General features: G+C 73.9%; 15 protein-coding genes and 1 tRNA gene. 9 read left to right on the top strand and 7 right to left on the bottom strand.

Translation table 11 applies throughout. The features are described from left to right. Nucleotides 1–97: 97 nt before the first annotated feature. Nucleotides 98–835, top strand: a complete 738-nt coding sequence (locus ACWEQO_RS03055; protein ID WP_361448107.1) for a TerD family protein — start codon at nucleotides 98–100, stop codon at nucleotides 833–835. Between the two features lie 39 nt (nucleotides 836–874). Here ACWEQO_RS03055 and ACWEQO_RS03050 read toward each other — a convergent pair whose 3' ends face one another. After that, on the bottom strand, nucleotides 875–1,798 hold the full coding sequence (locus ACWEQO_RS03050) for a TerD family protein (protein WP_361448110.1): 924 nt from the start codon (nucleotides 1,796–1,798) through the stop codon (nucleotides 875–877). A 184-nt stretch (nucleotides 1,799–1,982) separates the two neighbouring features. Between ACWEQO_RS03050 and ACWEQO_RS03045 the strand changes: the two genes are divergently transcribed. From ACWEQO_RS03045 to ACWEQO_RS03035, 3 genes are all read left to right on the top strand, one after another. After that, entirely contained in the window at nucleotides 1,983–3,149 is a 1,167-nt protein-coding gene (locus tag ACWEQO_RS03045) for an HpcH/HpaI aldolase/citrate lyase family protein (protein ID WP_452978257.1), read from the top strand. A gap of 89 nt (nucleotides 3,150–3,238) precedes the next feature. Then, complete coding sequence (locus ACWEQO_RS03040; RefSeq protein WP_452978254.1) at nucleotides 3,239–5,806, top strand: phosphoribosyltransferase; 2,568 nt, start codon at nucleotides 3,239–3,241, stop codon at nucleotides 5,804–5,806. After that, nucleotides 5,806–6,618, top strand: a complete 813-nt coding sequence (locus ACWEQO_RS03035) for an HAD family hydrolase (RefSeq protein ID WP_452978251.1) — start codon at nucleotides 5,806–5,808, stop codon at nucleotides 6,616–6,618. Before ACWEQO_RS03040 ends, ACWEQO_RS03035 begins: the two co-directional genes overlap by 1 nt. A 65-nt stretch (nucleotides 6,619–6,683) precedes the next feature. Here the strand turns inward: ACWEQO_RS03035 and ACWEQO_RS03030 are convergent, their stop codons facing one another. Further along, entirely contained in the window at nucleotides 6,684–6,911 is a 228-nt protein-coding gene (locus tag ACWEQO_RS03030) for an FmdB family zinc ribbon protein (protein ID WP_361448122.1), read from the bottom strand. Nucleotides 6,912–6,976: 65 nt separating this feature from the next. Then, nucleotides 6,977–8,419, bottom strand: coding sequence for a hypothetical protein (locus tag ACWEQO_RS03025; protein ID WP_452978248.1), 1,443 nt, complete (start codon nucleotides 8,417–8,419; stop codon nucleotides 6,977–6,979). 184 nt (nucleotides 8,420–8,603) lie between these two features. Between ACWEQO_RS03025 and ACWEQO_RS03020 the strand changes: the two genes are divergently transcribed. After that, a tRNA-Val gene (locus ACWEQO_RS03020) sits at nucleotides 8,604–8,675 on the top strand. A gap of 149 nt (nucleotides 8,676–8,824) precedes the next feature. Continuing rightward, nucleotides 8,825–9,058 (top strand): DUF2277 domain-containing protein, encoded by a 234-nt coding sequence (locus ACWEQO_RS03015; RefSeq protein ID WP_361448128.1) that lies wholly within the window; start codon nucleotides 8,825–8,827, stop codon nucleotides 9,056–9,058. Between the two features lie 43 nt (nucleotides 9,059–9,101). On the opposite strand, the gene ACWEQO_RS03010 is transcribed toward ACWEQO_RS03015, so the two are convergent. From ACWEQO_RS03010 to ACWEQO_RS03000, 3 genes are all read right to left on the bottom strand, one after another. Beyond that, nucleotides 9,102–9,704 carry a DedA family protein gene (locus ACWEQO_RS03010; RefSeq protein ID WP_361448131.1) on the bottom strand — a complete coding sequence of 201 codons (603 nt, stop codon included), beginning with the start codon at nucleotides 9,702–9,704 and terminating at the stop codon, nucleotides 9,102–9,104. 291 nt (nucleotides 9,705–9,995) lie between these two features. Further along, nucleotides 9,996–11,726: an alkaline phosphatase D family protein gene (locus tag ACWEQO_RS03005; RefSeq protein WP_452978245.1), complete on the bottom strand. Its 1,731-nt coding sequence runs from the start codon at nucleotides 11,724–11,726 to the stop codon at nucleotides 9,996–9,998. Nucleotides 11,727–11,792: 66 nt separating this feature from the next. Further along, nucleotides 11,793–12,437, bottom strand: coding sequence for an HNH endonuclease family protein (locus ACWEQO_RS03000; RefSeq protein WP_452978242.1), 645 nt, complete (start codon nucleotides 12,435–12,437; stop codon nucleotides 11,793–11,795). Between the two features lie 423 nt (nucleotides 12,438–12,860). On the opposite strand from ACWEQO_RS03000, the gene ACWEQO_RS02995 reads away from it, so the two are divergent. After that, entirely contained in the window at nucleotides 12,861–13,442 is a 582-nt protein-coding gene (locus tag ACWEQO_RS02995; protein ID WP_452978484.1) for a TMEM165/GDT1 family protein, read from the top strand. A 268-nt stretch (nucleotides 13,443–13,710) separates the two neighbouring features. Beyond that, the gene (locus ACWEQO_RS02990) at nucleotides 13,711–14,385 is read left to right on the top strand and encodes an HAD-IA family hydrolase (RefSeq protein ID WP_452978239.1); all 675 of its coding nucleotides are present in this window, start codon (nucleotides 13,711–13,713) and stop codon (nucleotides 14,383–14,385) included. A gap of 22 nt (nucleotides 14,386–14,407) precedes the next feature. Here ACWEQO_RS02990 and ACWEQO_RS02985 read toward each other — a convergent pair whose 3' ends face one another. After that, nucleotides 14,408–15,640 carry a peptidoglycan-binding protein gene (locus ACWEQO_RS02985; protein WP_452978236.1) on the bottom strand — a complete coding sequence of 411 codons (1,233 nt, stop codon included), beginning with the start codon at nucleotides 15,638–15,640 and terminating at the stop codon, nucleotides 14,408–14,410. Between the two features lie 171 nt (nucleotides 15,641–15,811). Here ACWEQO_RS02985 and ACWEQO_RS02980 point away from each other — a divergent pair, with 171 nt between their 5' ends. Further along, complete coding sequence (locus tag ACWEQO_RS02980; protein ID WP_452978233.1) at nucleotides 15,812–17,953, top strand: DHA2 family efflux MFS transporter permease subunit; 2,142 nt, start codon at nucleotides 15,812–15,814, stop codon at nucleotides 17,951–17,953. Nucleotides 17,954–18,020 lie beyond the last annotated feature (67 nt).

Below are 18,020 nucleotides of genomic sequence, written 5' to 3'. Positions count from 1 at the left end.
CGGGGCCGCCCCGTCGGCCGTTGCGGGGACGGCGCGGCAGCGGGACGGCACGGCAAGCGGGGCCGGGCGGGGGCACACGAGCGGACTTGGGGCGGGAATGGGCTTTCTGGACGGACTGTGGCGCGGGAAAGAGACGGCCTTCGACTCGGGCAACGCGGCCACCAACGCCATCGAGCTGACCAAACGGTATGCGCGGGTGTCCCTGACCAAACAGGGCGCGGCCAACGGCCACCTGCGGATCAACCTGAGCTGGCGGATGCGGACCTCCGACCTGGGCGGCTCCCAGCGGGAGAGCCTGCTGCGGCACCCGCTCAAGGCGCTCAAACCCCCGGAGGTCGTCGCCCACAGCCAGAGCATGGTCAACGTCGACCTGGACCTGGGCTGCCTGTACGAACTCCAGGACGGCACCAAGGGCGTGGTCCAGCCGCTCGGCGGCCTCCTCGGCGACGTCAACGCGCCGCCGTACGTCAAGCTCAGCGGCGACGACCGGTTCGGCTCGGGATCCGGTGAGACGATCTACGTCAACCTGGACCAGCGTGAGCACATCAAACGCCTGCTGGTCTTCGCGTACATCTACGACCAGACGCCCGCCTTCGACCGCACGCACGCCGTCGTCACGCTGTTCCCGAGCAGCGGCCCGCGGATCGAGATCGGCCTGGACGAGCGCCATCCGCAGGCCCGCTCCTGCGCGGTGGTGATGATCGAGAACGTCAAGGGCGAGATCGTGGTCCACCGCGAGGTGAAGTTCGTCTACGGCTTCCAGGCGGAGCTCGACCGGCTGTACGGGTGGGGCCTGCAGTGGGGCCGCGGCTTCAAGTCGAAGGCGGACCGCTAGGGCCCCGCCCGGACCGGGGCCCGAGTCCCGGGCCGGGGCCTACCGCCCGATGAACTGCGGCCCCTGCGGGGGCAGGCGGAAGTCGGGGTCGGGGACGCCGGGAGCGGGCGGCGGGTAGCCGTAGCCGGACGGCGCCCCCGCCGCGGCCGCGGGCGAGGTCTGCGGGTAGCCGTAGGCGGGCCGACCGGTCGTCTGCGGGTAGCCGTACGCCGGCTGTGCGGCCGGGGGCTGCTGCGGCGGATACCCGTACGCGGGCTGGGCCGGCACCCCCGCCGGCTGCTCGGGCGGCAGCGGCCCGGACAGGTCCGCCGCGGCCGGGGCCTGCGGCTGGGTCAGCGCGTCGGGAGGGGCCGGGGCGCCGGTCGAGGCGGACGTGTCCGGCCGGTCGGGGTCGGCGGCCGAGGGGTCCTGCGCCGCCTCCGACTCGTCCACCGAGATGCCGAAGTCCGTCGCCAGGCCCTTCAGCCCGTTCGAGTAGCCCTCACCGAGCGCCCGGAACTTCCAGCCCTCCCCGCGCCGGTACAGCTCACCGCAGATCAGCGCCGTCTCCTGGCCCGTCTCCGGTTTGACGTCGAAGTACGCCAGCGGCTCCGCGTCGGGCGCCTGTGCGTCGAACAGCAGGATGCGCAGCGTGTGCACCTGGTCGAAGGCGACGCCGTCCGCCGACGCCACCAGCAGGATCCGCCCCACGTCCTCCTCGACCCCGTCGAGGTCTGTCTGGATCGTGTCGGTCAGACCCTCGGCGACCGGCTTCTTGCCGAGCCGCCACACCGTGCCGGACGGGTGCCGGGGCTGGTTGTAGAAGACGAAGTCCTCGTCCGAGCGCACCCGGTCGTCGGGCCCCAGGAGCAGCGCGGACGCGTCCACGTCCGGTACACCCTGCCCCGGGGACCAGCGCAGGACGGCGCGTACCGTGGTGGCTTGGAGCGGGACGTTCGACCCCTTCAGCATGGCGTGCGTCATGCGGTCATCCTGCCCTCTCCGTCCTGGCCACGACAATGCGGGGGTAGCGAGACGGCATGGGAACGACACGGCCGGGACACCCGGAGTTCACACCGGGCGGGAACCGCCGACATCGTTCCGTACGTACTATTACCGGCCACCTTCCGACATTCCACAGCACGCCCAACGGCCACGGGGGAGTTCAATGCGTCACTTCGGACAGATCGCCCCGGCGGTGAGGAAACGTCTCTTCCACCGGGAGCCGGGCGTGTTCACGCAGGAGTCACCGGCCCACCTGCTCTCCACGGCCCTCGGCGCCACGCTGTACAGCCCCGCGACCCGCCCCCGGCTCGCCGACGACGTGGTCAAGCAGGCGGGACGCGGCGTGGTCTCGATGGTGCTGTGCCTGGAGGACTCCATCGGCGACGAGGACGTGATCGCCGGCGAGGGGAACCTCGTCCGCCAGTTCGCCGACCTGGCGACCCGGCCGGCGGCCGATCTGCCGCTGCTGTTCGTCCGGGTCCGGACCCCCGAGCAGATACCGGACCTGGTCCGGCGTCTCGGCCCCGCCCTCCCGCTGCTGTCCGGATTCGTCCTGCCGAAGTTCACCGAGGAACGCGGCGTGCCCTTCCTGGAGGCCCTCGCCCTCGCCGAGGCCGAGAGCGGGCACCGCCTCTTCGCCATGCCGGTACTGGAGTCGCCGGAACTGCTCTACCGCGAGACACGCGTGGAGACCCTCGAAGGCATCCTCCGCGCGGTCGACAAGTACCGCGACCGGGTCCTGGCCCTGCGTCTCGGCGTGACCGACTTCTGCTCCCCGTACGGGCTGCGCCGCGCCCCCGACATGACCGCCTACGACATCCAGATCGTCGCCTCCGTGATCGCCGACGTGGTGAACATGCTCGGCCGCGCCGACGGCACCGGATTCACCGTGACGGGACCGGTCTGGGAGTACTTCCGGGCCCAGGAGCGCATGTTCAAGCCACAACTGCGGCAGAGCCCCTTCCTGGAGGTACAGGCCGTGGAACTGCGCGCGACACTGATCGAGCACGCCATGGACGGCCTGCTGCGGGAGATCTCCCTCGACCGGGCCAACGGACTGCAGGGCAAGACCTGCATCCACCCTTCGCACGTGCTGCCCGTGCACGCGCTGTCCGTGGTCAGCCACGAGGAGTACAGCGACGCGCAGGACATCCTCCGGCCGGAACGCGACGGCGGGGGCGTCCTGAGGTCGGCGTACACGAACAAGATGAACGAGGTGAAGCCGCACCGCGCCTGGGCCGAGCGGACCCTGCTGCGCGCCGAGGTCTTCGGCGTGGCCAACGAGGACATCGGGTTCGTGGAGCTGCTCGCGGCCGGCCTGGCGGAGTGACGTACCGGAGCGACGTACCGCGGCGACCCACCGCAGCGACGGCAAGAGTTCCCTCGTAGCGAAGGCAGTGAGAAGGCAGTGAGAAGGCAGTGAACGAGGCAGTGCGCCGTGAGGCGCGCGACGGGGCGCCGGCCGGCGAGGACGTCTGGTCCGGGAGCTGGGTCGCGGAGCGGCTCGGCGTCGAACTGGCCGGCGACGACCGGCTGACCGGGCTGCTCGGTCTGGCCCTGCGCCGCAACCCCAAACGGGCCCACCTGCTGGTGTCCAACGTCCTCGGCAAGCACGTACCCAGCCCGCCGTCCGTCGTGTACGGCCACGGTGTCGCCCTCGGCCGCCGGGTACGCGACCTGCTGGGCGGCCAGGCCCACCGGGCCGTGGTCCTCGGGTACGCGGAGACCGCGACCGGCCTCGGCCACTCGGTCGCCGACGGTCTGGGCGTCGCCCCCTGCCTGCACTCCACCCGCCGCCCGGTCGCGGGGACGGCCACGGCCGGGGGCTTCGAGGAGTCCCACTCGCACGCGACCTCCCACCTGCTGCTCCCCGAGGACCCCGGGCTGCTGGCCGGGGACGGGCCGCTGGTCCTGGTCGACGACGAGTTCTCCACGGGCAACACGGTGCTGAACACCGTGCGCGCTCTGCAGGCGCGGTACCCGCGGACGCGGTACGTCGTGGTCGCCCTGGTCGACATGCGCTCGCCCGCCGACGCCGGGCGGCTGGACGAGTTCGCCCGCGAGATCGGGGCGCGCATCGACCTGGTGACGACCGCCTCGGGCACGGTGCGGTTGCCAAAGGGCGTCCTGGAGAAGGGCCAGGAGCTGGTGGCGCGCCACGGGAGTGCCACGGGGGGCGGTCGGTCGACCGCGGCGCCGTCGGGAACCGGGCGATCGCCCCAGGGCGGTCCGCACCCGGGCCACGCGCCCACGCGGGTGGAGCTGGGCTGGCCTTCCGGCCTCCCCGACGGCGGACGCCACGGCTTCACCCCCGCGCACCGCGCCCGCCTGGAGAGCGCACTGCCCGACATGGCGGCCCGCCTCGCAGCGGCGCTCCCCGACGGCGCGCACCGCGTGCTCGTCCTCGGCTTCGAGGAGCTGATGTACGCCCCGCTCCGCCTCGCCCACGCGCTGGAACAGAGGGGCGTCGAGGTGCGCTTCTCGACCACCACCCGCTCACCCGTCCTCGCCGTCGACGACCCCGGCTACGCGATACGCACCCGGCTGGTCTTCCCCGCCCACGACGACCCCGCCGACGGCCCCGGCGAGCGCTACGCCTACAACGTCGCGGGCGCCGGCTTCGACACCGTGGTCGCGGTCGTCGACTCGGCCGCCGACACCCCCGCGCTGCACGCGCCCGGCGGTCTGCTGGCCGAGCTCGCCGCACACACCCCGCAGGTCCTCCTCGCGGTCATACCGTCGTACGTCCCCGCGCCCTCCCACGGACCCGCCGGACCCGCCGGACCCGACACACCCGCCGGACCCGACGCCCTCGAAAGGCCCGCCTCCATGCTGCCCGAGCCCCTCCGCGGCCCCGCCTTCTCCTCATACGCGCCCGAGGAGGTCGGCTGGCTGCTCCAGGACCTCTCGGACGTCACCCTGGAGGCGCCGACCGAGGAGCGCGAGGAGGCCATCCAGAGCGGCGGCGCGCACTACGCCGAGTCGCTGCCCGTCGAGTACCAGCCGAGCGAGCAGTACCAGCAGCTGTTCCACGCGGCCCTCAAGACCTCGGCGGCCCGCCTCGCCCACGCGGTCGGCGTGGTCACCGAGACGGTGCTCGCCGAGAGGTCCCCCCGCCCGGTCCTGGTCTCCCTGGCCCGCGCCGGCACCCCCGTCGGCATCCTGATGCGCCGCTGGGCCCGGCACCGGCACCAGCTCGACCTCCCGCACTACGCCGTCTCCATCGTCCGCGGCCGCGGCATCGACGCCAACGCGCTGCGCTGGCTGGCCGACCACCACGACCCCCGGGACGTCGTCTTCGTCGACGGCTGGACCGGCAAGGGCGCCATCACCCGTGAACTCGCCCAGGCCGTCGAGAAGTTCGAGGAGACCCACGGCGTCACCGGCTTCGACCCGGAGATCGCGGTGCTGGCCGACCCCGGCTCCTGCGTACGGACCTACGGCACCCGCGAGGACTACCTGATCCCCTCCGCCTGCCTCAACTCGACCGTCTCCGGCCTCGTCTCACGCACCGTGCTCCGCGCCGACCTGGTCGGCCCGGACGACTTCCACGGCGCCAAGTTCTACCGCGAGCTCGCCGGCGCGGACGCCTCGGCGGCCTTCCTGGACGCCGTCTCCGCCCGCTTCCCCGAGGTCACGGACGCCGCCTGCGCCCAGGCCAAGGAACTGCTCGCCACCGACCGCACCCCCACCTGGGAGGGCTGGGCCGCCGTCGAACGCATCAGCGAGGAGTACGGCATCCACGACGTGAACCTGGTCAAGCCCGGCGTCGGCGAGACCACCCGGGTGCTGCTGCGCCGGGTGCCCTGGAAGATACTGGCGCGGGCCGGGGCGGGCAGCGACCTCGACCACGTCCGGCTGCTGGCCGAACAGCGGGGCGTCCCCGTCGAGGAGGTCGACGGGCTCCCGTACACCTGCGTCGGGCTGATCCACCCCCGCTACACGCGCGGCGCGACCGGCGCCGACGGCAAGGCGGTGACCCGCTGATGTCCGTCCTCGTCGCCAGTGACCTCGACCGCACGCTCATCTACTCCAACGGCGCCCTCGCCCTGGCCGGGCCCGACGCCGAGGCGCCCCGCCTGCTGTGCGTGGAGGTCTACGAGAGCCGCCCGCTGTCCTTCATGACGGAGACGGCGGCCGGACTGCTCACCGAACTCGGTGGCAGCGCGGTGTTCGTGCCGACGACCACCCGCACCCGCGAGCAGTACGGGCGCATCAGCCTCCCCGGCCCCCCGCCGGCCTACGCCATCTGCGCCAACGGCGGCCACCTCCTGGTCGACGGCGTCTCCGACCCCGACTGGCACGCCCGGGTGACCACCCGCCTCGCCGCCGAGTGCGCCCCGCTCTCCGAGGTGCAGGACCACCTGCTGCGGACCGCCGAACCGGCCTGGACCCTCAAGCACCGGGTCGCCGAGGACCTCTTCGCCTACCTCGTCGTCGAGCGCCGGCTGCTGGACGAGGGGTGGGTGAAGGAACTCGCCGTGTGGGCGGAGAACCGGGGCTGGACGGTCTCCCTGCAGGGCCGCAAGATCTACGCCGTGCCGAAGCCGCTCACCAAGAGCGCGGCCGTGCGCGAGGTCGCCCGCCGCACCGGCGCCGAGCTCACCCTCACGGCCGGCGACTCCCTCCTCGACGCCGACCTGCTGCTCGCCGCCGACCGGGGCTGGCGACCCGGCCACGGCGAACTGGCCGACGTCGGCTGGACGGCCCCCGGGATCACGGCACTGCCCGAGCGCGGGGTGCTGGCCGGCGAACGCATCCTGCGGGAGTTCCTGCACACGGCCCGCACACCGCGCTGACGGCACCGGCGGGGACCCCGCCGAGGACGGGGTCCCCGCCGGTGACCGGGGAGCGGCCGGGGCAGTCAGCCGCAGCAGCCCCCGCCGCAGCAGCCTCCGCCCCCGCCGCCCCCGCCCGCGCGGGGCGCGGCGGCCGGGGCGGAGGCGGTGCCTCCCACGGCGACCGTGGACAGGAGCTTCACCGTGTCGTCGTGTCCCGACGGACAGTCGGCCGGGGCGGCGGACTCCGCCATGGGACGGCTCAGTTCGAAGGTGTCGCCGCAGGTCCGGCAGCGGTACTCATAACGAGGCATGCGCACAGGCTAACCGGCCGCCCCGGTTCGTGGCGGGGGAGCGGGCCGCCGGAGCGACGTGCCGGTCAGCCGGCGGAGCCGCCGCGCTCCTCGCGGATCAGGGCCACCACCTGTGCCACCGACTCGCGGACCGCCTCCGTCTCCGTCAGGAAGTGCCAGTAGTCGGGGTGACGGCCCTCGAGGGAGTCGACGGCCCGGTCCAGGCGGGCCACGGCGGCGTCCAGCGGGTGGGCGTGGCGCGGGTCCGGGGTGTGGCGGCCGGCCATGGCCAGGCGCTGGGCGTCCCGGATGGCGAAACGGGTGCGTTCGATCTCCTGCTCGGGGTCCTTCTGCACGGCGTTCAGCCGGTGCAGCCGGTCACCGGCGGCGGACACCGCCTCGTCGGTCGTGTTCAACAGCGCCCGCACCGTCGACAGCAGGGCGGTCGCGTCCGCCCAGCGCTGCTCCTCGCGCGCGGTTCTCGCCTCGGCGAGCCTGCCCTCGGCCTGGCGCAGGTTCTCCGCGGCCACCTCGGGGACGCGCTGCAGGTCCTGCCAGCAGGCGATGGTGAAGCGGCGGCGCAGCTCGCTGAGGACCGGTTCCACCTGCGCGGACCGGGTGGTGAGGGCTTGGGCGCGGGTCCGCAGGGAGACCAGCCGGCGGTCGGTCTCGGCGGCCCGCTCCGGCAGCCGCTCGGCCTCCGCGCGGACGGCCTCGGCCCGGCGGGTGACCTGCTCGGCCCGCTCCAGGGTCCCCGGCACACCGTGCTGCCCGGCGCCCTGGTTCAGCTTGGTCAGCTCCGGGGAGAGCGCGGCGAGCCGGGCGGCGAGGTCGTCGGCCCGCAGCCCCGACCCGCGGGCGGTGTCCAGCGCGTTCGACGCGGCGAGCAGGGCCTGCCGGGCCCGCTCCACGGCGGGCGCGAGCCGGGCCAGCTGGGTCTCGGCCTTGCCGAGGAGGGGACCCAGCCCGTCGGTGAAGCGGTCCAGTTCCCGCTTGACCCGGTCGAGCTCGTCCTTGGCGGCGGTCAGCTCGGCGCGGGCCCGGGAGGCGGCCGAGGCCTCCAGGTCGTCGCAGTCCAGGTCATGGGCGTCGACGGCGTCGATGTACTGGTGGCTGGCCTCGTCGATACGGCGGCCGAGCGCCTCGAAGTCGGCGACGGCCCGCCGGGCGGCGGGGGAGCTGTCGACGGCGGTGATCGTCTCGATGGAGATCCGCAGGTCCCGCTGGGCGGTGTCGAGCTCGTAGAACGCGGCCGCCGCCGCGTCCTTGGCGGCCTGCGCCTCGGCCCGCTGGTTCTCGGCCCGCCCGCCGAACCAGCGCCGGGTGCCGCCGCCGGCGAACGCGGCGGCCAGCACCGGCGCCGCCACCAGCGGCAGGGTCATCAGGGCGAACGTGTCCCGGAGCGGACCGGTCGCCCGGCGGAGGCGCACCGTGCGAGGGCGTGGCCACGAGGGAGGAGACAGAACACCACGCGTGCGGTGCACGCGTGGTCCCGACGGCGAGTACGGCTGCCCTGGTGTCGCCGTCACATCCCTCTCCCGTACTGTCGTTCGCCCTGCCGGTGCCATTGTCCCACCGGTGGAGAGCGAACACACGGGTCGGTCGGTTCGTCGTACGGACCGTGGAGCTTCCGTCGCCGGAGCAGGGGTGTGCCGGACCGCGCCCCGGGCCATGTAGGCTGTCGGTTCGGCCTGGGCGGTGCGTCCGGGTCCCGGGTGCGTAGCTCAGGGGTAGAGCGCCTGCCTTACAAGCAGGATGTCGGCGGTTCGAAACCGTCCGCGCCCACCGCATGGCGATCAAGGGCCTCCGGAGACGTTCCGGAGGCCCTTCTCGCTGTGCTGCGGACGGCGGCGCCCTCACGGGGACCCCGTTCGATGCCCTCCGGCGGTCCGCCCTCGTAGCCCGCAGGGGCCCGGCGGGGAGAGACTGGGGGCATGTGCCGGAGTATCAAGACCCTGCGTCCGCCCGCCCTGCCCGAGGAGGCCACCGAGGACGAGATCCGGGCCGCCGCCCTGCAGTACGTGCGGAAGGTGTCCGGCTTCCGGGCGCCGGCCGCCCACAACCGCGAGGTCTTCGACCGGGCCGTGGAGGCGATCGCCGAGGCCACGGCCGAACTGCTGGACGGCCTGGAGGTGCGCGGCGCGGGCGCGGCGCGAGAGGCGGGGTGAGCGGGCGGCTCCGGCCCACCGCGACGCCCCGGCCGCTCCGCCCCTACGAGGCCTCCACCGGTACCGGGTGCCGGCGCACCAGGTAGGTCGCTCCCGCGCCCGCCGCGAACAGCGCGGCGACCGACACCGCGGTGCCGAGCCAGGACGCGCCCAGCCAGTGGGCGCCGAAGTAGCCGAGGGCCACGCTGTAGGCGGCCCAGGACAGGCCCGCCAGTGCCGACCAGGGCAGGAAGTCGCGGGCCCGGCGGCGGGCGGCGCCGGCGCCGAGCGAGACCAGCGAGCGGCCCGCCGGGGCGAAACGGGCGAGGACGACCAGGCCGCCGCCGCCCCGGGCCAGCGCCGAACCGAGACGTTCCTGCGCGCCGGTCAGCCGGCGCGACCGGGCGATCGCCCGGTCCAGACGGGCGCCGCCGCGCCAGGCGAGACGCCAGGCGACCAGGTCGCCCAGGACTGAGGCGGTGGCGGCGCAGAGGATCAGCGCCAGGATGTCGGGCACGTCGGTCGCGGTGCCCGCGGCGGCGGCCGTGGCCGCCGTGATCACCAGGACCCCGCTCGGCAGCACCGGCAGGAACACGTCGAGCAGCACCGAGAGGGCCACCACCGCATAGACCCATGGACTGCCGACCAGCGACCCGAAACTCTCCACCCGAACTCCCCTGGCTCCCCCGTGGGCCAGACCGTGCCGCGTTGGCGCGGGGGAGCGGCAGGGGTGGCCTTGACAGCCTACGAGCCTACGCCGGGGATGTGACGGAAAGGTCACGGGAGGTTCATGTGCCCGGTGCCCGGAGTCGGTGTTCCGGACTGCCGGACCGTCAGGCGGCGACCGGGACCTGCTCCGTCGGCTTCCGCCCCGGCTGCCGCCGACGAGTTCGATCAGGTTCGCGTCACGGTCGTCCCGCAGTGAACTCGCAGTCACATCACTGGAGCTGACGAGGCGTCACCTGACTGCTTTCCCCCGCTGATCGCTCAGCCGGACCTCCGTCACCGTCCTCAGCCGCGCCCCCGTCCGCCGTCCGCTTCCGGTCTCCGGCCTTGTCTCCCGCGGCTTCTCCGTGTGGGCCTGGTCCAGTCGCAGCACCGCCGAACGTCCCCGCATGGTCAGCGTCATGAGCTGGTTGCCGAACCACGGCCCGCCCGTCCTGCGCCACGCGACCGGCGGCCTCCCCGCTCCCCCGTGCCGGGCGAAGACGCGGCCCAGGGCGCGGGCGGCGGCGCTCCAGCCGAAGCGGAAACCCCACCGGATCGACGGGGGAATGGAGTTGTGCACGGGGGAACAGGTCAGCTGCGTCACCCGGGCGTCCGGCTCCCGCCCCGGCCAGCTCGGCTCGGCCGTGTAGGCGTGGTGCACATCGCCGGAGAGCACGGACACCGTCGCCGGGGCGTCCGGCCCCGTGCCGGCCTCGGCGATCAGCTCCGCCAGCTCCCCGAAGGACTCCGGGAACGCCGCCCAGTGCTCCAGGTCCGCCGCGCGCCGCAGCCGTTCCCCGAACCGTGCCCACCGGGGGCCCTTGTCGCCCCGGCACAGCACGGAACTCCACGCCTCGACGTCGTGCACCAGGTGCGGCAGCAGCCAGGGCAGGGAGGTGCCGATGAGGAGGTGGTCGTACGAACCGCGCCCGTCCCGTACCCGGTCGCGCAGCCATGCGGCCTCGCCCGGGTCGAGCATCGAGCGCTCGCCCTCCGTCAGGACGCGGGCCGCCCTGCTGTCCACCATCAGCAGCCGCACCCGGCCGAAGTCGCGCCGGTAGCTCCAGCGGGTGGAGGCCGGGTCCGCCTCGGCCTCGGCGGCGAAGGCCCGCAGCGCCTCCGTACCGTCGGGGTTCTCCCGGACGGACGCGTACAGGGGGTCCGCCGCCAGCTCACGCGGGGAGAGGTTGCCCAGGTGCTGGTACACCCAGTACGACATCAGGCCGCTGCGCACCCGCTCCCCCCACCAGGAGGTGGCGCGCATGTCGGCGACCCAGGAGGCGGAGGTGTTCCAGTCGTCGGCGATGTCGTGGTCGTCGAAGATCATGCAGGTGGGGACGGTGGACAGCAGCCAGCGCACCGGGGGGTCGAGCCAGGACTCGTCGTAGAGGTGGGTGTACTCCTCGTAGTCCGCCACCTCGGCGCCCGGGGGGGCGTCGAGGCCGCGGCGGGCGGCGAGGTACGCGCGGGTCGCCTCGGAGGTCTCGTCGGCGTACACCTGGTCGCCCAGGAGGAGCAGTACGTCGGGCCGCTCCCCGGCCGGGTCGGCCGCGACGCGGGTGGCCAGGGCGTGCAGCGCGTCGGGGCCGACGGGGTCGTGCTCGCCGGTGGGCGGGGCCGCCCAGTGGCAGGAGCCGAAGGCGACGCGCAGGCCGGGGCCGGTGTCGGCTGTGGGGTCGGAGGCGGGAGCGGGGGTGGCGATGACGGAGGGCGGGAGGGACCGGAAGGGCTCCTCCCCGGGCAGCGGCCACACCCGTCCGTCGTCGAGGAACACCTCGTACGGCGTCGCCGTGCCCGGGGTCAGGCCGGTCACCTCGACCAGCGCGTAGTGGTGGCCCGCGACCTGGAAGGTGCGGGCCGTCCCGCCGGACCCGTCCGCGCAGCGCACCTCGGCGGTACCCGGCCGGCTCGTCTCGACCCAGACGGTCGCGGACGAGCCGTCGACGTACCTCAGCAGCGGTCCGAGGCGCAGTGCGGTCATGGCGTCACCTTCCTCCGTCGCCCCGTACGGTACGCAGCGACGGAGGCCGGTGGGGGAAACCGGTGCTCAGCAGCTCGCGAGGTACCCCTGGAGGGCGGACTTCTCGGTCGAGTCGACCGACAGGCCGTAGTAGTACTTCACCTGGACCCAGGCGCGCGCATAGGTGCAGCGGTAGGCGGTGCGGGACGGCATCCACTCCGCGGGGTCCTTGTCGCCCTTGGACTGGTTGACGTTGTCCGTGACCGCGAGCAGCTGCGGACGGGTCAGGTCGTTGGCGAAGGCCTGGCGCTGGGCGGTGGTCCAGTTCCGGGCGCCGGAGTCCCAGGCCTCGGCGAGCGGGACGAGGTGGTCGATGTCGACGTCGGAGGCGGCGGTCCAGGTGGCGCCGTCGTACGGGGAGTACCAACTGCCGCTGGTGGCCGCGCAGGAGGAGTCGGTGACGACGTTGGCGCCGTCGCGCTTGAGGACCGTCTCGCGGGTGTTGCAGGTGCCGCTGACGGTGATCCAGTGGGGGAAGAGGTCGCGGTTGTAGCCGGTGCGGACCTCCGCGGCGACGGGCAGCGAGGCGAGGTAGGTGCGGGCGGTGGAGGCGCTGACCGGGGTGGGGAGGGCGGCGGAGGCGCTCGTCGCGTTGAGCATCCCGGCGGAGGCGATGAGTCCGGTGAGCGCCGCGACTATGCTCAGCCGTCGACGCGCGTAGAGCTTCGGCATGTGCGAACTCCTCTGTGGGGCGGGTCCGTTGAAGTGCGAGCAGGGGAATGCTCGGCCCGCGGTGTTACGGGGAGGGGTGGGTCGGGTGAGAAGTTAATGACGCGACCATGACATGTCCAGGGTCGGGGCGGTGCGGATGTGGTGCGGGTGTGATGTGTCCGCGCCCACAGACGGTCCGCGGAGCCTCGCGTACCATGGACGGCGCAGAGGGGGAGTAGCCCTTCGCCGGACCGTCGACATACTGCTCAGAACCGTCTGAGCCGGCGCCCGGAGGCAGGTCCCGCAGGGGCCGGCCGGCGAGACCTTCGGCAAGCAGTGCACCACCCGTGCCCCTCGGCGCGGGCACCACGTGTGCTGCCGCGCCGAGGTGTCCGCGAACGCACAGCACTCTCGGTGGGGCAGCCCCGACCGATCGAGGAACCGTTGATCAACCTGACCGTCACGGCCGTCGTCTTCGGCGTCGTCTTCCTGGCCGAACTGCCGGACAAGACCGCGCTCGCCGGCCTCGTCCTCGGCACCCGTTACCGGGCCTCCTACGTCTTCGCCGGCGTCGCCGCCGCCTTCGCGGTGCACGTCGCGCTCGCGGTGGCGGCGGGGAGCGTGCTCACCCTGCTGCCGCAGCAGGTCGTGAGCGCGATCACGGGCGCGCTCTTCCTGGGCGGTGCGGCGGTGCTGCTGTTCAGGAAGGACGAGGACGAGGAGGAGATCCGCAAGCCGGAGAACCAGTCCTTCTGGAAGGTCTCCGGGGCGGGCTTCATGCTCATCCTGGTCGCCGAGTTCGGCGATCTCACCCAGATCATGACGGCCAACCTCGCCGCCCGGTACGACGACCCGCTCTCCGTCGGCCTGGGCGCGGTGCTCGCGCTGTGGGCGGTGGCCGGACTGGGCATCGTCGGCGGGAAGGCACTGATGAAGCGGGTGCCGCTGAAGCTGATCACGCGGATCGCGGCGCTGCTGATGCTGGGGCTCGGGGTGTGGAGCCTGTGGGAGGCGGTCACCGGCTGACGACCGGTCCGAGGGCCGCCCGGGGTCCGGGTGCGGGGCGCCCGGACCCCGTGAACGTGAAGGGGCGCGGGAGCGACGGCGGGGCCAACGAATTGTGAACGGTTGGGGGAGGGGGTGGCGGGATGCCGGACGGGTTTTGTACCGTGGATGAACAAAGTGGCTCCCGCTCGTTCTCCCTGACCGGCGGGCGGGGCCGCCTTGTCTCCGCCGGTCCCCGCTCCCGGCCCGCACCCGGGCCCGGTCCCACCCCCGCGCTCTGGAGCTGCCGATGACGGCCACCGCCGTACTCACCGCCCGCGCCCTCCTGCTGGACATGGACGGCACCCTCGTCAACTCGGACGCCTCGGTCGAGCGCGTCTGGCGGCGCTGGGCCGAGCGGCACGGGCTCGACGGGGACGAGGTCATGAAGGTCGTGCACGGCCGGCAGGGCTACGCCTCGATGGCGCTGCTGCTGCCGAACAGGCCGATGGCGCAGAACCACGCCGACAACGCGCGCATGCTCGCCGAGGAGACCTCGGACACCGAGGGCGTCGTCGAGATACCGGGCGCCCGTGACTTCCTCGCCTCGCTCGACGGCCTGCCGCACGCGCTGGTGACCTCGGCCGACGTCGGCCTCTCCACGGCCCGGATGGCCGCCGCCGGACTGGCGCTGCCCGAGGTGCGGGTGACCGCCGAGTCCGTCGGCGCGAGCAAGCCCGACCCCGAGGGCTTCCTCAAGGGCGCGGCGGAACTGGGCGTCGACCCCGCCGACTGCGTGGTCTTCGAGGACTCCGGGGCGGGCATCGCCGCGGGGCGCGCGGCCGGGATGCGGGTGGTCGGGATCGGCCCCCGCGCCGGATTCCACGCCCCGGACGTGGCGGTACGGGACCTGACCCAGGTACGGGTCGAGCGCGAGACGGACGGGACGCTGCTGCTGCACGTCACCGGAGCCGTAGGCGCGTGACGCTCGCGCCCGGCCCGCCGGGCTACGGTTGCCGGGTCTCCGACTCCAGTCGGCTCCGGGTCTCCGGTCCGTACACGCCCAGCTCGTCGCCTCTGATGCCCCGGGACCACTGGTAGGTGCGCAGGGCGTCCTCCACCCGGCGGTTGAACCGGCCGTGGATCTCGCTGTTGTACAGGCGCAACTGGCGCAGGCGCTGCTGGAGTTCGATCACCTCCGGCCCGCGGTCGCCGCGGCGCAGCACGGCGCCGGGGACTTCGGGCTCCGCCTCGTCCGCCCCCTCCTCGAGGGTGTCGGCCGGGGCGGTGGTGGGCGCGGCGGACGACGGCTCCGCCGTGTCCGACGGGGTCGCCGAAGCGTCGGCCTCCGACGCCGAGTCCGAGGGCGAGGCCGACGCCGAGGGGCTCGCGCTCTCGGACGCCGAGGCCGAGGACGACACCAGGAGTGACGGTGAGGCCGTCGGGCCCGTGCCCTCGGACGGCGAGGCCGAGGCCGAGGACGAGGCCGCCGGGGCGTCCGGCACGCTCACCCGCACGTCGTCCGGCAGCGCGCCGTCCCGGGACGGCGCCTCGTACGCGAACAGCCCGCTCGCCCACCCGGCGGCCCCCGCCACCGCCACGACGGCCCCGGCGGCCGCGAGCAGCGCGGTACGGCGACGGCGGCGGTTCCGGGGGGTGGGCCCCCCGGCGTCCGCGACCGGGCCCGCGGCCGGACCTGCCGCGGCGGGCACCGCCCGGAGCGGGCGGGTGGTCTCGAACAGGTGGAGGTCGGTGGCGTTCGGCTCGGTCGTGGGCGGAGCGAGCGGCGAGGTGAGCGGTGTGGGGCCGGGCGCGGACGAGGGTTCGGGCCCGGGCTCGGGCGCGGCGGAGGGGGGCGCGGATGCCGCGTCCGGTGGGAGGGCGCGCAGTTGCACGGTCGCGTCGGCGGCCGGCGGCGCGACCGGTCGGCCCTCGGCCGGGGCGGAGGGCGCGGTCCCTTGTCCAGCTTCCGGCTCGGGGGCGTGCTCGACCCCGGCGTCGGGCCCGGGCGCGGCGCCGTGCCCCGGTGTGGCATCCGGCGCAGTCGCCGGCGTTTCCTCGTCGAACTCCACGTATGGGCGTATGCGGAGCGGATGGAAGTCCTCCACCGCCGCCGCCTGGGCGGTGCGGGCGTCGCGGAGGGCGTCGGACGCCCGCGGACCGCAGGCGCAGGCGGGAGTGTTGTCCCTGTTCCTGGGCGTACCGCACTCCGGGCACGGGGTTCCCGTCGGATGATCCACGCGTTGTCCCTCCCCTCGCGATCTCCAGAGATTATGCAGATCTTCTCCACGCCCCGGTGCACAAGCCCCCGGAACGTGGGCTTCCGGGGATGCCCAACGGGCCGCTCGACAGGAGAAAAACGGTCATACCGATCACGATGGACCCGGAAACCAGAACCTGTGGAGGTCGCCATGGCCGGGGACGCGCACGGCAGGACGGAGCGGGCGGGCGGGACACGGCCCTCACCCGGTGCCGGCTCCGGACCGCCGCCGCCCGCCGCCGGGCCGCCGCCCTCCGCCGCGGGCCCCCCGGAGCAGGCGCCCAAGAACCTCGTCGTCTCGATCAGCGCCCTGCTCCTCGGTCTGCTCCTCGCCGCCCTCGACCAGACCATCGTGGCCACCGCGCTGCCCACCATCGTCAGCGAACTGGGCGGTCTGGAGCACCTGTCCTGGGTGGTCACCGCGTATCTGCTGGCCTCGACCGCGGCCACCCCGTTGTGGGGCAAGCTCGGCGACCAGTACGGCCGCAAGCGGCTGTTCCAACTCGCCATCCTCATCTTCCTGCTGGGCTCCGCGCTGTGCGGCGCGGCGCAGGACATGTCCCAGCTGATCGCCTTCCGCGCGCTGCAGGGACTGGGCGGCGGCGGACTGGTCGTGCTGTCCATGGCGATCGTCGGCGACCTCGTCCCGCCCCGTGAACGCGGCAAGTACCAGGGCATGTTCGGCGCGGTATTCGGCACGACGAGTGTCCTCGGGCCGCTCCTCGGCGGACTGTTCACCGAACATCTGAGCTGGCGCTGGGTGTTCTACGTCAACCTGCCCCTCGGGGTCGTCGCGCTCGCCGTGATCGCGACGGTGCTGCACATCCCGCGCAGATCCACCCGGCACGTCATCGACTACCTCGGCACCCTCCTCATCGCCTCCGTGGCCACCTGCCTGGTCCTGGTCGCCTCCCTCGGCGGCACCACCTGGGGCTGGGGCTCGCCGCAGGTCGTCGTCCTCGCGGTGCTGGGCGTCGTCCTCGCCGTCGTCTTCGTCGCGGTGGAACGGCGGGCGGCCGAACCCGTACTGCCGCTGAAGCTGTTCCGGATCCGCACCTTCACGCTCTCCGTCGTGATCAGCTTCATCATCGGTTTCGCCATGTTCGGCGCGCTGACCTATCTGCCGGCGTTCCTCCAGATGGTCCACGGGGTGAGCCCGACCATGTCCGGCGTGTACATGCTGCCGATGGTGTTCGGCACGCTGTCGGCCTCGACCGTCTCCGGACAGATCGTCAGCCGCACCGGCCGCTGGAAGGTGTTCCCCATCGCGGGCACCGCCGTCACCACCGTCGGCCTGCTGCTGCTCCACCAGCTCGACGAGCACAGCTCCACCGCCGTGATGAGCGCCTTCTTCCTCGTCTTCGGCCTCGGGCTCGGGCTGGTCATGCAGGTCCTGGTGCTGATCGTGCAGAACGCCGTCTCCTACCAGGACCTGGGCGTCGCCACCTCCGGCTCGACCTTCTTCCGCTCCATCGGCGCCTCCTTCGGCGTCGCCGTCTACGGCACGATCTTCGCGAGCGGCCTCGGTGACCGGCTCACCGACGCCTTCCGCGGCGAGCGGCTCCCGCCCGGCGTCTCCGTCGACGCGCTGCAGGCCGACCCGCGCGGCATGGCGGACCTGCCGGCCGCCCTGCGCCCCGAGGCCGTCCACGCGTACGCCGCCGCCATCACGGACGTCTTCCTGTACGCCGTCCCCCTCGCCCTCCTCGGCTTCGTCCTGGCCTGGCTGCTCAAGGAGGACAAGCTGCGTTCCTCGGTCCCCGCGCCCGACGGCGCCGGGCCGCAGGGCGACCGGCCGGCGGAACGGCCCTCCCCCGACGAGGCGGGCCGCGCGCTGTCGCTGCTCGGCACCCACGAGGGACGGCGCGAGATCTACCGGACGACCACCGTCCGCGCGGGCTGCGACCTGCTGCCCGCGACGAGCTGGCTGCTGCTGGGGATCAGGGAGCGCGGCCCGGTGCAACCCGCCCTGCTCGCCGGAGGCAGCACCCTCCCGCCCGCCGTCGTCCTGGAGGCCGCCCGCCAGGCCGAGGCGCGGCACCTCGTCACACGCGAGGGCCCCGGCCTGGTCCTGACCGACGACGGGTGCGCGGTCGTGGAGCGGCTGGCGCGGGCGCAGGAGGAGTTCCTGGCCGAACTGCTCGGTGACCGGTGGGGGCCGGACCGGCCGACCGACCTGGTGCGGCTGGCGCACGAGCTGACGGAGGAACTGGGCGCACCACGAACCGGAGACCCGCACGACGACAGCCCGGAAGGCCCGCACGACGAGCGACCGGAGACACCCGTCGGCTGAGCCGGGTGGTTCCGGCCGGGTGGTCCGGACGGGACAGGAGGGCGGGACAGGCGGGCGGAGCAGGCGG

The organism is Streptomyces sp. NPDC004051 (assembly GCF_053604275.1).
Note: the sequence above shows the minus strand (reverse complement) of the source record. Positions and strands in the feature narration are given on the sequence as shown.